We start from the raw sequence: 13062 nt of genomic DNA, 5'->3' as shown, positions 1-13062 counted from the left end.
GCGTTGTCAATGGCCGTCACAGGCACAGACTATCGGGCGGCGGCTTGAAAGCCCTAAAATGAATCCAAACTAAGTCCGCGCAGGATATCTCTCTCAGGAGTCACACTTGAACAATCAATGGTTTTCCAAACTTGCCGTCTGGCTGGTGGTGGCACTGGTGCTTTTCACCGTGTTCAAGCAGTTTGACTCTCGCGGCTCCGGCGCAGCGGCGTCGATGGGCTACTCCGATTTTCTGGAGGAGGTGCGCGCCAACCGCATCAAGAGCGCCATCATTCAAGAAGGTCCCAGTGGGACTGAAATCCTTGCGACCACGACCGATGACCGCAAGGTTCGCACCACGGCGACCTACCTCGACCGCGGCCTGATCGGTGACCTGATCAACAACGACGTCAAGTTCGACGTCAAGCCTCGCGAAGAGGGGTCCTTGCTCATGACCCTGCTGGTGAGCTGGGGCCCCATGCTTCTGCTGATCGGCGTATGGATCTACTTCATGCGGCAGATGCAGGGCGGGGGCAAGGGTGGCGCGTTCAGCTTCGGCAAAAGCAAGGCGCGCATGCTGGACGAAAGCAACAACCAGGTCACCTTCGCTGACGTGGCCGGGTGCGACGAAGCCAAGGAAGAAGTGACCGAGGTGGTGGACTTCCTGAAGGACCCACAGAAGTTCCAGAAGCTGGGCGGGCGCATCCCGCGTGGCCTCTTGCTGGTCGGCCCTCCGGGCACGGGCAAGACGTTGCTGGCCAAGGGTATCGCGGGCGAGGCCAAGGTGCCGTTCTTCAGCATCTCGGGCTCCGATTTCGTCGAAATGTTCGTGGGCGTGGGCGCAGCCCGCGTGCGCGACATGTTCGAGAACGCCAAGAAGAACGCGCCTTGCATCATCTTCATCGATGAAATTGACGCCGTGGGGCGTCAGCGCGGTGCGGGCCTGGGTGGTGGCAACGATGAGCGCGAACAGACGCTGAACCAGATGCTGGTCGAGATGGACGGCTTCGAGACCAATCTGGGTGTGATCGTGGTCGCCGCGACGAACCGTCCGGACATCTTGGACTCGGCTTTGCTGCGTCCTGGCCGTTTTGACCGTCAGGTGTATGTGACCCTGCCTGACATCCGCGGACGCGAGCAGATCCTGAACGTTCACATGCGCAAGATCCCGATCAGCCAGGACGTGGCGCCGGCCATCATCGCCCGTGGTACCCCGGGCATGAGCGGAGCCGATCTGGCCAACCTTTGTAACGAAGCCGCGCTGATGGCTGCACGTCGGAATGCGCGCAACGTGGAAATGCAGGACTTCGAGAAGGCCAAGGACAAGATCCTTATGGGCCCGGAGCGCAAGAGCATGGTCATGCCCGAAGAGGAGCGCCGCAACACGGCCTACCACGAAAGCGGCCATGCGCTGATTGGGAAATTGCTTCCCAAGTGCGACCCTGTGCACAAGGTCACCATCATTCCGCGCGGCCGCGCGCTGGGTGTCACCATGAGCCTGCCGGCGCAGGATCGCTACAGCTACGACCGTGAATACATGCTGAACCAGATCAGTATGCTGTTTGGTGGGCGCATCGCCGAAGAGGTCTTCATGAACCAGATGACCACGGGCGCGAGCAATGACTTTGAGCGTGCTACCCATTTGGCTCGTGACATGGTGATGCGCTACGGCATGAGCGATGCCCTTGGCCCCATGGTCTACGCTGAGAATGAAGGTGAAGTTTTCCTGGGGCGTTCGGTCACCAAAACCACCAACATCAGCGAACAGACCATGCAGAAGGTCGATGCCGAGGTGCGTCGCATCATCGACGAGCAGTACAAACTGGCGCGTAAGCTGATCGAGGACAACAGCGACAAGATGCATGCGATGGCCAAGGCTCTGCTGGATTGGGAAACCATCGACTCCGAGCAGTTGGACGACATCATGGCTGGCAAGGAGCCCCGTCCGCCGAAGGACTGGACGCCGCGCGCGCCCAAGTCGGATGGCGGTGGTGATGCAGGCGGTAGCGCCGCGGTCGGCCAGCAACCCACGCCCACGACGGCGTAAGACATCCGGTCGGTGTGGGACTACCCCAACCGATGCGAAGGCGGGGATAGACGCCCCATCTAGAAGTGATAATTGCCGACGGGGTAGAGAACTTGGGTTCTCGCCCCGTTTTTGTTTTCCCCATTCATGTTCTGGCAGACCTCCCGTTTTCGCATCGACTTGTCACGCCCGCGGATCATGGGCATCGTCAATGTCACGCCCGATTCCTTTTCGGATGGCGGCCGTCACGCCAATGCGCATGCGGCGCTCCTGCACTGCGAGCGCTTGCTGAAGGACGGGGCTCACATCCTAGACATCGGTGGCGAGTCAACCCGGCCGGGCAGCCCCCCTGTTCCCTTGGAAGATGAACTCGCGCGCGTGCTGCCCGTGCTGCGCGAGGCGCTGTCTTTGGGCGCGCCCGTGTCGATCGACACCTACAAGCCTGAGGTGATGAGGGTGGCTCTCGATCTCGGAGTGGACATCCTCAACGACATCTGGGCCTTGCGCCGTGATGGCGCTGCCGATCTGGTGGCCCGGCATCCATCCTGTGGTGTCTGCCTGATGCACATGCACCGCGATCCTCAGACCATGCAGGCTGCGCCGATGTCTGGGGATGTCGTGCCGCAGGTGCGATTTTTCCTTGACGAGGCGGCGCGTGACCTGCGCGCGCGTGGCGTGGCGATGGACCGCATCGTCCTGGATTCGGGCATCGGCTTTGGCAAAACGGTGGAACAGAACTTCGCGCTTCTGGCACGACAAGGTGAACTGCTTGAGCTGGGCTATCCTTGGCTGGCGGGCTGGTCACGCAAGTCGTCGCTGGGTTCAGTGACCGGTGTGGAGGTTGCTGCGGAGCGTGTGGTCCCCAGTGTCGCGGCGGCCTTGTTGGCCGTGGAGCACGGTGCTTCCATCGTGCGGGTGCACGATGTGCGGGAAACAGTTCAGGCCTTGCGGGTCTGGAATGCGATGCGAGCGCAACAAAAACAAGGACATCAATGAGCAGCAGAAAATACTTTGGCACAGATGGCATTCGAGGAACGGTAGGTCAAGAACCCATCACGCCAGATTTTGTCTTAAGGTTGGCCCATGCTGTGGGCCGTGTGCTCAAGCGTCATGAGCCAGAAGCGGCGGCGCGCCCCGTGGTGCTGATCGGCAAAGACACCCGGATTTCTGGATACATGCTGGAAAGCGCGCTGGAGTCAGGGTTCAATTCTGCGGGCGTGGACGTGCTTCTGCTAGGGCCCCTGCCCACGCCGGGCGTGGCTTATCTGACGCGAGCGCAGCGCGCGAGCTTGGGCGTGGTCATCAGCGCCAGCCACAATCCTTACCCTGACAATGGCATCAAGTTCTTCAGTGCCGCTGGTTCGAAATTGCCCGACGAATGGGAGGCCGAGGTCGAAGCAACTTTGGAAGAACCGCCTCAATGGGTTGATTCTTCCCGTCTGGGGCGGGCGCGCCGTTTGGAGGACGCTGCGGGGCGCTACATCGAGTTCTGCAAAAGCACTTTCTCGGGTGATCTCACGCTCAGGGGTGTCAAGATCGTCGTGGATGCGGCGAACGGCGCTGCCTACCAAGTCGCGCCCAAGGTCTTCCATGAGTTGGGCGCCGAGGTCATCACCATCGGTGGCAATCCCGATGGGCTGAACATCAACCAGGATGTGGGGGCCACGCATCCGCAAGCCCTGATCGCCGCCGTGCAGTCCCAAGGCGCACACTATGGTGTCGCCCTGGATGGGGACGCCGACCGCCTGCTGATGGTCGATGCGCAAGGGCGCCTCTACAACGGCGATGAACTGCTTTACCTCATGGTCAGCGAGCGTCTGAGCCGCGGTGAGCCAGTGCCTGGCGTTGTGGGAACGCTGATGACGAACATGGCGGTGGAAGTTGCGCTCAAGAAGCGAGGCGTGCAGTTTGTTCGCGCGCGAGTGGGGGACCGGTACGTGCTGGAGGAGTTGCTCGCGCGTGGCTGGCTGCTGGGCGGGGAGGGCTCCGGGCATTTGCTGGCGCTCGACAGACAAACCACCGGTGACGGCTTGGTCAGTGCCCTCCAAGTGCTGCAGGCTTGTGCGCGTGGCAAGCAATTGGCGGAGTTGTTGTCTGATGTGATGCTGTTTCCCCAGACACTCATCAACGTCCGAATGGATTCGGATCGCATGCCAGATTGGAAGACGGCTTGGAAAACGCACCCGGGTTTGTTGGCTGCTCAAAAGTCGGTGGAGCTTGAGCTGGGCGATTCAGGACGCGTGCTCATCCGCGCAAGCGGAACCGAACCGCTGCTGCGCGTGATGGTTGAAACCCGTGATGCCGCGCAAGCCCATTCATGCGCGGAACGTATTGCGGCGGCGTTTCAGGTTTAACAGGCGTCCTCCCGGCCGCGTAGTTTGGTCCACGAGGCCGGGAGGCCTGCCCGAGCTGGCGGTGCGCACGGCGCATTCAGTCATGGGTCGGCTGTTCTGCGCTTTTGTGGAAGTTGCCGAAGAACGCCGCGCTCAGCTCGTCGCTCTTGAACGAGCGGACCGACAACATCGTCTGCATTTCCGTAAGCCAGGAGCTGATGTACTTGTAGGTGGATACCTTGCCGTAGTCCTGGGCCATTTTCAACAAGGCATGCCCATCGAACTTATGGATCAGTGCACGGATGTCGCGTTGAATTCGGCTGGTGTCCTCGGTAAAGAAGTCCATGTTGTTCAGCAAATCCACCAGCAGGAACTCGGGCGTGATCTGCGTGGGATAGCGTGAGCGCCGCCGGACATCAAAGGTCACCTCTCCCAAACGGAAAATGCCGTGCCGCTTGCGGTTGTAGACCAAGTGCATGTCGAACTTGGGCGTCAGATTCAAACCCAGCGACAAATACTCTTGCCATGGTAGCAGCAGAAAATCGCCCATTCCCAAAAAGCCTTCGAGCAGAGACTTGCTGGTCAGTGGAGAGTAGTTTCGAGGTGATGGGCCCCGGTAGTGGTAGAGCCCTTGGGTGATTTTTTCCAAAGAGCCTTGTGCAACGAGCTGGCGAATGCGGTGATCGGTGAAGACCAGATCACAAACAAGGTCTTCTCGGCGGTAGACCTTGCCAGGCTCCAGTTTCTCTTCGACATTCTTTTCGCTTCTGTCCATGGTGTGACGCTCCTTTCCCTGCGCGCAATGAAGTCACGTACCTGATGAGAGATACGCGGCGGACACCAACGAACGACCTGCGAAAACTGTGTGCCAGTTTTTTGAGTATTCAGTTTATAAAACAGATTGGTATATCTGTTATCGATAGAGTAGCGGCGTGAGACCTTTTTAGCAACAACGGGGGTGAATAACCCCCAGCCATCCGAATTCATCAGGATTGCCGAACTGTTTTTTGCCTTAATGGAAGATTTTTTTCGCAACTGATTCAGTTCTCTTTTTCTGATTCAGTGTTCGGTCAAAAAGTGTCCGCGCACCTCATCAGCCGGTGGAAAAAGCGGATACCCATGGAATCGAAACCCGCATCGCTCCAATGCGGAGCGAAGTTTCAATACCCCCTACGGATAGCCCCTATCAAGTGAGCGACCCATCGAGATGGCTGACCTGCGAAACACCCAAGGGGCTGGTGCCCCACGTCAACGCTTTGCGCGATGACGGACAACAGCCTCAGGGGAGTTGTTTTTTTGCATCTCCGCGCAGGGCCATACAGCCGCAGAGATAGGTCCAGACGAAACTCGCGGCGGCTTGACTGCTGAGCTCCGCGTGGTCGTAGGGCGGAGATACCTCCACGCAGTCCATCCCCACAAAAGGCAGGTCCGCCAGTTCCTCCAGGATGCTCAGAACCTGCCGGCTGCTCATGCCACCGGGCTCGGGTGTGCCCGTGCCTGGGGCATAGGCAGGGTCCAGGCAGTCGATGTCCAGCGTCAGGTACAGCGGAGGGTTGCCGTGCCTTTGTTGCCTTTCCCGGATGGCGTTCAGCAGGGGGGCCAACTGGCTGGGGCTTTCCAGCCCTCGCACATCCCTGCCCGTGAAGATCAGTCCCCCTTGCTCACGCACGTATTCACGCGCCGCACGCTCCCCGGAAGACCGGATGCCGATCTGCGTGAAGCATTCGGGGATGACCAAACCCTCCTGTATCGCCTCGTACACCCAGGTGCCATGTCCGCTGGGTTCCCCAAAATGGTCTTGCCAAGTGTCGCAATGCGCGTCGAAATGGATCACGGCCAGCGGTTCGCCCAGCCACTCGCGGTAGGCGCGCAGCAGGGGCAGCGTGATGGAATGATCGCCTCCCAGCCAGCACATGTGATGGGCGCGCAGCAGGGGGCCGACCAGCGGCATCATCGCCGCGCGCATGGCGTCCAGGCTGGTGTTCGGCAGGGGCAAGTCCCCCGCGTCCCCCAATTGGCCCAGCGGCGTGACATCGAAATGGGGGTGAATCGCGTCGCACAGCATGTGGCTGGCCTCTCGTATGGCGCGCGGGCCGAAGCGCGCGCCAGGCCGATTGGTGACGGCGCCATCCCAGGCGATCCCCGCGACCGCGTAAGGGGTGCTGGCGTCAGCGGGTGCCGCTTTCAGAAACAAGGTGTGCGAGAGAAATGCGAAGCTCATGCTTGGGATTGTCGCAGCGTCCAGGACCTGATCTGGTCGTGCGGTGCCTGACAGCGGTCTCCGCAGGCGAACGCAAAAAAGGCCACCAGGTGGTGGCCTTTTTGCAGAACGCGTCCTTCAGGACGAGCCGTTTCAGGCTGCTTGCTTCGACTGGGCCTGGTTGGCCGCCAGCGTCGGCTTGATGCTGGCCTGCGCGTCGGAAATGGCCTTGGCCTTGACTTCCGGACCCATGTTCACACCCTCGGCGCGCACGAAGCGCACATCGGTGATGCCGAAGAAGCCGAACACGGCCTGCAGGTAGCTCTCTTGGTGCTCCAGGGCGCGGCCCATTTCGCTGTTCGAATAAAAACCACCGCGGCTGGAGGCCACGATGACGGTCTTGCCGCGTGCCAAGCCTTCGGGCCCCTTCTCGGTATAGCGGAAGGTGCGGCCGGCCTGGGAGAGTCGGTCGATCCAGGCCTTGAGCTGGCCGGGGATGGAGAAGTTGTACAGGGGCGCACCCACAACGATCACATCCGCCGCCAGGAACTGGCTCACCAGACGTTCAGAGACCTCGTCCTTGAAGCCACCGCTGAGCACCTGCCCGTCCAGATGGCCGGGGGCATTCACGGCCAGGTCCAAGTACTCCACGGTGGTGGCGGGCTTGGCGGCCTTCCATTCGGCAACGATGGCCTGGGTCAGTTGGCGGGAGACGGAATGAGCGCCGGTGATGGCGGAATCGACATGCAGCAGTTTCATGATGGTTTCCTTGCGATGGCGGGTGGCAGGTAAAGGGATGAGTTGACGGTACATATTCTGCTGGTGTGATCAATAATTGATAAGAAGGCAAAATCGTGATTGATTGTTCTGAAATCAGGACGATGTGGCGAAATCCTGCGGACGAGTACGAGTGTCTGCCCCACCCAAGAGGCTGCCCATGCAAGATCTGAACGACATGCTGTATTTCGCTGAAGTGGTCGAGCGCGGCGGTTTTGCCGCTGCTGGGCGGGTGCTCGGCATTCCCAAATCACGCTTGTCACGCCGCATCGCGGAACTGGAGTCGCGGCTGGATGTGCGATTGCTGCAGCGCACCACCCGCAAGCTGTCGCTCACCCAGGCGGGCGAGCTGTACCTGCGCCATTGCGCAGCCGTCCGGGACGAAGCGCAGGCAGCGCAAGATGCTCTCGCCGCCGTGCAGGTGGAGCCGCGTGGCGTCATCCGCGTGGCTTGTCCCATCACCCTGGCCCAGACCACGGTGGGGCATTTGGTGCCGCATTTCATGGCCCAGTACCCGCAGGTGAAGGTGGAAATGCGCGTCAGCAACCGCGTGGTCGATTTGGTGGAGGAGGGGGTGGATGTGGCCCTGCGCGTGCGTGCTTCACTGGATGAGAGTGGCAGCCTGGTCGTCAAGCACCTGGGAGAAAGCCGCTCGCTGCTGGTCGCCTCGCCTGAGTTGCTGGCTCGCCAGGGTGAGCCCAGGACGGTCCAAGACTTGACGCGCCTGGACACCGTGGCCATGTCTGCCTTGGAGGGGCGTGCCACCTTGCGTCTGCTGGGGCCCGAAGCCAACGGGAAGAAGGCTGAGTATGTGTTGACCCACCAACCTCGCTATGTCGCGGACGACTTGGTCACCCTGCAATACGCGGTGCAACGCGGCATCGGCATGACCGCCTTGCCGGATTACCTGTGCCATGCCGCGCTCTCGGACGGCCGCTTGGTGCAAGTGCTGCCCGGCTGGGCACCGCAAGCGGGCATCGTCCATGCCGTCTTTCCGTCCAGGCGCGGCCTGAATCCAGCGGTCCGTCGCTTTCTGGATTTTCTTGGCGCCCATCTGAGGGGGCACGAGATCGTGATGGGCAACGAGGTCTGCGTGCCCTCGGTCTAGCATTTGGCCGCCCGGTGTCGCGGCGCTGGACGCTTCGGGTGCCACATCCGGTTGAGGCCGACCGCGCTGCGGCAAAACGCCGGCCGCAACGCCTGGCTGAACTACTCGACTCAGCCGCTCACAACCACGCAGGCATTCCTTGGCCCGCCGAGGGCGGTGCGAACCAGACTTGCCGCGCGGCGGCCAGCACGCTGTCGATCAGTGGCACGTCGATGTGCTCTTGCAGTGACGCCGCCAGACCACCCAGACCGGCGCCGCCCAGGATGATGGCGTCCGCCCCATGCTCAAGCCGGACCTTGCGGCAGGCTTGCACCAGCAGCGCCGCTGCCGCAGCTGGGTCTGCGCGCAGTTGTGCGCCCGTCAAGGCCACGGTTTCGATGGCCGCCACGCGCTCGCCGCCGGCCAGTGTAGGCAGCAGCTTGCGCAGCATGGGCCCCCATGCCGCACCCCCCGTCACGATGGCGCACCGTGCCTTGCCCGTGGGCAAGGAGTCCGCCATCCGGCGAATCGCTTCCTGGATCGCGCCCTCCGCCAAGCCCGTGACGGGGCAATGGGCGGCCTCGCGCAGCGCGAAGAGGCCGGGGTCGCCGAAGCAGCCGACGATCACGCCGTCGAAAGGCGTCGCGCGGGCAAGGCTGGCTTGTTGCCAAGCCTTCAACGCGGCATGTCCCGCCACTGCATAGGCGGTTTCGTCGGAGATGTAAGGAGCGCCGAAGGCGGCGGTCACGGCATGGACACGGACGTCGGCGGGCACCGAGGCGCGCACGAGCGAGGTCAGGGTTTCCGTGATCGCGGTCGTCGTGTTGGGGTTGATCACTAGCAGTTCACGCATGGTGGACATCCTATCCTAGGGTTTCGCCTAGAACCATGGCGATGCGGATGAACTGAACAATGGGCTCGCTCCATGACGAACGTGGAAGGAGACAGACCATGCAAGTGAAGTTCAAGGTCAACGGCATGCTGGCGAACGTTGACGTTCCTCCCAACACCTTGCTCGTGCATGCCCTGCGCGAGCAATTGCGTCTGACCGGCACCCATGTCGGCTGCGACACGGCGCAGTGCGGGGCGTGTACCGTCATCGCCAATGGCCGCGCCATCAAGGCCTGCAATACCCTGACGGCGCAGCACGAGGGATCGGACATCACCACCATCGAGGGCCTGGCCCAAGCCGATGGCACCTTGCATCCCATGCAAGCCGCGTTCAAGGAGTGCCACGGTCTGCAGTGCGGCTTCTGCACGCCGGGCATGGTCATGAGCGCGGTGGACCTGTGTCGCCACCACCCCAAGGCCAGCGAAGCCGAGATCCGCGAGCTGCTTGAAGGCAATCTCTGCCGATGCACCGGCTACCAGAACATCGTCAAGGCCGTGCAGCAAGGCCGGGCCGCGATGGCGGCCTGAGACCCCACCCAACCCCGAGGAGACCACACCATGGGTGCCACCGACTTTGCCAAGCTGCCGCACATCGGAGAGGCCGTCCGCCGCAAGGAGGACTACCGCTTCCTGACGGGCGCGGGCCAGTACACCGACGATGTGAACCTCGCGCACCAGGCGCAGGCCGTCTTCGTGCGTTCGCCGCACGCCCATGCGCGCGTCAAGTCCGTGGACGTGCGCAAAGCTGAAGCCATGCCCGGTGTCCTGAAGGTGTACACCGGCAAGGACATCGAAGGCAAGATGAACGGACTGCCCTGCGGCTGGCTGATCACCAGCACCGACGGCACGCCGATGAAGGAGCCGCCGCATCCCGTGCTGGCGCAAGGCAAGGTGCGTTACGTGGGCGACCACGTGGCGATGGTGGTCGCCGAGACGTTGCAGCAGGCGCGTGACGCAGCCGAGGCCGTGGAAGTCGACTATGACGTGCTGGATGCCGTGGTCGCCGTCGGCGACGCGAAGCAGGGGCCGGCCCTGCACGACATCGCGCCCGACAACCATTGCTACAAGTGGGCCATCGGCGACAAGGCGGCGGTGGACGCGGCCTTCGCCAAGGCGGCCCATGTGACCCGCCTCGACTTGGTGAACAACCGCCTGATTCCCAACGCGATGGAACCGCGCGCGGCCATCGGCAGCTACAACCGGGCCACCGACGAATACACGCTCTACGTCGCCAACCAGAACCCGCACGTCGAACGGCTGTTGATGACGGCCTTCGTGCTCGGTCTGCCCGAACACAAGGTGCGCGTGATCGCGCCCGATGTCGGTGGAGGATTCGGCTCCAAGATCTTCCTCTACGCCGAGGATGTGGCCTTGACCTGGGCCGCGCGGCAGCTCAACCGCAGCATCAAGTGGACGGCTGACCGTGCCGAAGCCTTTCTGTCCGATGCGCACGGGCGTGACCATGTCAGTCACGCCGAGATGGCCATGGACAAGGATGGCAAGTTCCTTGCCCTGCGCGTGCACACCGACGCCAACCTGGGGGCCTACCTGTCGACGTTCTCCACGGCGGTGCCGACCATCCTCTACGCCACCCTGCTGGCCGGGCAATACACGACGCCGCAGATCTACGTGGAGGTCGACGCCTGGTTCACCAACACCGCGCCGGTCGATGCTTACCGGGGTGCGGGTCGGCCCGAAGCCACTTACCTGCTGGAGCGCTTGGTGAGCCGCTGCGGCTGGGAGCTGGGTCTGGGGCAGGACGAAATCCGTCGCCGTAACTTCATCACCCAGTTTCCGTACCAGACACCCGTGGCCTTGCAGTACGACGTGGGCGACTACCCGGCAGCCATGGACAAAGCGCAGAAGCTGGCCGACGTGGCCGGTTACGCGGCGCGCGTGAAGACCAGTGAAGCGAAAGGGCTGAAACGCGGCATCGGATATTCCTCCTACATCGAAGCTTGCGGCATCGCGCCGTCCAACATCGCGGGCGCCCTGGGCGCGCGTGCGGGCCTGTTCGAGTGCGGCGAGATCCGCGTGCACCCGACCGGCAGCGTGACGGTGTTCACCGGCTCGCACAGCCACGGTCAGGGCCATGAAACCACCTTCGCCCAGGTGGTTGCCGCGCGCCTGGGCATCCCGGTGGAGAACGTGGACGTGGTCCATGGCGACACGGGCCGCGTGCCTTTCGGCATGGGCACCTACGGCTCGCGCTCCATCAGCGTGGGCGGCGCGGCGATCATGAAAGCCCTGGACAAGATCGAGACCAAGGCCAAGAAGATCGCGGCCCACCTCATGGAGGCGAGCGACGCTGACATCGAGTTCAGCGGTGGTGAGTTCAAGGTCAAAGGCACGGACAAGAAAATCCCCTTTGGCCAAGTCGCGCTGACCGCCTACGTGCCCCACAACTACCCGCTGGACAAGCTGGAGCCCGGCCTCAACGAAACCGCCTTCTACGACCCGACCAACTTCACCTTCCCGGCGGGCACCTACATCTGCGAGGTCGAGGTCGACCCCGCCACGGGCGCGGTGCGGGTGGACCGCTTCACGGCGGTGGACGATTTCGGCACCATCATCAACCCGATGATCGTCGAGGGGCAGGTGCACGGTGGCCTGGTGCAAGGCATCGGCCAGGCCTTGCTGGAAAACTGCGTCTACGACCGGCAGACGGGCCAGCTGCTCACCGGCAGCTTCATGGACTACGCCATGCCGCGCGCCGATGATTTCCCGAACTTCCAGCTCGACACCATTTGCACGCCCTGCACCCACAACCCCCTGGGCACCAAGGGCTGCGGCGAGGCGGGCGCCATCGGTTCACCGCCCGCGGTGATCAACGCCGTGCTGGACGCCTTGCGCCCGCTAGGGGTCAAGGAATTCGACATGCCCGCCTCGCCCGCGCGGGTGTGGAACGCCATCCAGTCCGCCAAGTAAGGAGCTTGCCATGTACGCCTTCACCTTCGAACGCCCAGGCTCCGTGGCCGACGCAGGCCGCTTGGCCGCCTCGGGTGCCAAGCTGCTGGCCGGGGGGCAGACCCTGCTGCCGTCGATGAAGTTGCGCTTGTCTGACCCTGGGAGATTGGCCGATCTCGGCGCGGTGCGCGAGCTGGCCGGCATCCGCAAGGACGGCCAGGCCGTGGTGATCGGCGCGATGACCCGCCATGCCGAGGTCGCCGGCAGCGCCGAGGTCGGTTCTGCGATCCCGGCCCTGGCCGATCTGGCCGCGCACATCGGTGACAAGCAGGTGCGCGCCCTGGGTACCTTGGGCGGCTCGTTGGCCAACAACGACCCGGCCGCCGACTATCCCGCGGCCGTGCTGGCACTGGGCGCCACCGTGCAGACCACGAAACGCCAGATCGCGGCCGACGCCTTCTTCCAGGGCCTGTTCGCCACAGCCCTGGACGAGGGCGAGATCATCACCGGTATCCGCTTTCCCATCCCGAAGCGCGCGGCGTACATGAAGTTCAAGCAGCCGGCCTCGCGCTTCGCCCTGATCGGTGTGTTCGTCGCGCAGACCGATGCCGGCGTGCGCGTGGCCGTCACGGGCGGCGGCAATGGGGTCTTCCGCCACGCTGGACTGGAGGCGGCGCTGGGCAAGAGCTTCACACCCGAAGTGGCCGCCAAGGTGGCGATCGACGCGGCCGAGCTGAGCGGAGATCTGCATGGCTCCGCGGATTACCGCGCCCACTTGATCGGCGTGCTGGCGCAGCGTGCGGTGGCCCAGGCCTTGGCTTAGTCGAGTTCAAGCCGTGTGTGTGAGTTGATGCGCAAAGAC

General features: G+C 62.9%; 11 protein-coding genes. 7 read left to right on the top strand and 4 right to left on the bottom strand.

The window, feature by feature from the left end:
* Positions 1-106 precede the first annotated feature (106 nt).
* The 3 genes from ftsH to glmM all read left to right on the top strand — a co-directional run bounded on the left by ftsH (position 107) and on the right by glmM (position 4359).
* On the top strand, positions 107-2026 hold the full coding sequence (ftsH, locus tag HGR_RS12485; protein ID WP_006298631.1) for an ATP-dependent zinc metalloprotease FtsH: 1920 nt from the start codon (positions 107-109) through the stop codon (positions 2024-2026).
* A gap of 126 nt (positions 2027-2152) precedes the next feature.
* Positions 2153-3001 (top strand): dihydropteroate synthase, encoded by an 849-nt coding sequence (gene folP / locus HGR_RS12480; protein WP_039853486.1) that lies wholly within the window; start codon positions 2153-2155, stop codon positions 2999-3001.
* Positions 2998-4359: a phosphoglucosamine mutase gene (gene glmM / locus HGR_RS12475; protein WP_039853461.1), complete on the top strand. Its 1362-nt coding sequence runs from the start codon at positions 2998-3000 to the stop codon at positions 4357-4359. Before folP ends, glmM begins: the two co-directional genes overlap by 4 nt.
* Positions 4360-4435: 76 nt before the next feature.
* Here the strand turns inward: glmM and HGR_RS16875 are convergent, their stop codons facing one another.
* The 3 genes from HGR_RS16875 to HGR_RS12460 all read right to left on the bottom strand — a co-directional run bounded on the left by HGR_RS16875 (position 4436) and on the right by HGR_RS12460 (position 7297).
* Positions 4436-5113: a hypothetical protein gene (locus HGR_RS16875; protein ID WP_006298628.1), complete on the bottom strand. Its 678-nt coding sequence runs from the start codon at positions 5111-5113 to the stop codon at positions 4436-4438.
* A gap of 504 nt (positions 5114-5617) precedes the next feature.
* Positions 5618-6559, bottom strand: a complete 942-nt coding sequence (speB, locus tag HGR_RS12465; RefSeq protein ID WP_006298627.1) for an agmatinase — start codon at positions 6557-6559, stop codon at positions 5618-5620.
* Between the two features lie 132 nt (positions 6560-6691).
* Positions 6692-7297, bottom strand: coding sequence for an FMN-dependent NADH-azoreductase (locus HGR_RS12460; RefSeq protein WP_006298626.1), 606 nt, complete (start codon positions 7295-7297; stop codon positions 6692-6694).
* A gap of 178 nt (positions 7298-7475) precedes the next feature.
* On the opposite strand from HGR_RS12460, the gene HGR_RS12455 reads away from it, so the two are divergent.
* The gene (locus tag HGR_RS12455) at positions 7476-8423 is read left to right on the top strand and encodes a LysR family transcriptional regulator (RefSeq protein ID WP_006298625.1); all 948 of its coding nucleotides are present in this window, start codon (positions 7476-7478) and stop codon (positions 8421-8423) included.
* A 118-nt stretch (positions 8424-8541) separates the two neighbouring features.
* Here the strand turns inward: HGR_RS12455 and HGR_RS12450 are convergent, their stop codons facing one another.
* On the bottom strand, positions 8542-9255 hold the full coding sequence (locus HGR_RS12450) for an aspartate/glutamate racemase family protein (RefSeq protein WP_138922521.1): 714 nt from the start codon (positions 9253-9255) through the stop codon (positions 8542-8544).
* A 98-nt stretch (positions 9256-9353) separates the two neighbouring features.
* Between HGR_RS12450 and HGR_RS12445 the strand changes: the two genes are divergently transcribed.
* From HGR_RS12445 to HGR_RS12435, 3 genes are read left to right on the top strand one after another with little or no spacing between them, the layout of a single operon-like run.
* Positions 9354-9821 (top strand): (2Fe-2S)-binding protein, encoded by a 468-nt coding sequence (locus HGR_RS12445; RefSeq protein WP_006298623.1) that lies wholly within the window; start codon positions 9354-9356, stop codon positions 9819-9821.
* Between the two features lie 30 nt (positions 9822-9851).
* On the top strand, positions 9852-12221 hold the full coding sequence (locus HGR_RS12440; protein WP_006298622.1) for a xanthine dehydrogenase family protein molybdopterin-binding subunit: 2370 nt from the start codon (positions 9852-9854) through the stop codon (positions 12219-12221).
* A gap of 10 nt (positions 12222-12231) precedes the next feature.
* Entirely contained in the window at positions 12232-13023 is a 792-nt protein-coding gene (locus HGR_RS12435) for an FAD binding domain-containing protein (protein ID WP_006298621.1), read from the top strand.
* The last annotated feature ends 39 nt before the right edge of the window (positions 13024-13062 follow it).

Source organism: Hylemonella gracilis ATCC 19624 (assembly GCF_000211835.1).
Classification (GTDB): domain Bacteria; phylum Pseudomonadota; class Gammaproteobacteria; order Burkholderiales; family Burkholderiaceae_C; genus Hylemonella; species Hylemonella gracilis.
The sequence above is the reverse complement of the archived record's forward strand: the minus strand, read 5'-3'. Positions and strand labels throughout refer to the sequence as shown.

Bases quoted from the DNA above. Each gene is read 5' to 3' on its own strand.
- folP (WP_039853486.1), top strand. From the start codon at position 2,153: ATGTTCTGGCAGACCTCCCGTTTTCGCATCGACTTGTCACGCCCGCGG.
- HGR_RS12450 (WP_138922521.1), bottom strand. From the start codon at position 9,255: ATGCGTGAACTGCTAGTGATCAACCCCAACACGACGACCGCGATCACG.
- HGR_RS16875 (WP_006298628.1), bottom strand. From the start codon at position 5,113: ATGGACAGAAGCGAAAAGAATGTCGAAGAGAAACTGGAGCCTGGCAAG.
- HGR_RS12455 (WP_006298625.1), top strand. From the start codon at position 7,476: ATGCAAGATCTGAACGACATGCTGTATTTCGCTGAAGTGGTCGAGCGC.
- HGR_RS12435 (WP_006298621.1), top strand. From the start codon at position 12,232: ATGTACGCCTTCACCTTCGAACGCCCAGGCTCCGTGGCCGACGCAGGC.
- HGR_RS12440 (WP_006298622.1), top strand. From the start codon at position 9,852: ATGGGTGCCACCGACTTTGCCAAGCTGCCGCACATCGGAGAGGCCGTC.
- speB (WP_006298627.1), bottom strand. From the start codon at position 6,559: ATGAGCTTCGCATTTCTCTCGCACACCTTGTTTCTGAAAGCGGCACCC.
- HGR_RS12445 (WP_006298623.1), top strand. From the start codon at position 9,354: ATGCAAGTGAAGTTCAAGGTCAACGGCATGCTGGCGAACGTTGACGTT.
- glmM (WP_039853461.1), top strand. From the start codon at position 2,998: ATGAGCAGCAGAAAATACTTTGGCACAGATGGCATTCGAGGAACGGTA.
- HGR_RS12460 (WP_006298626.1), bottom strand. From the start codon at position 7,297: ATGAAACTGCTGCATGTCGATTCCGCCATCACCGGCGCTCATTCCGTC.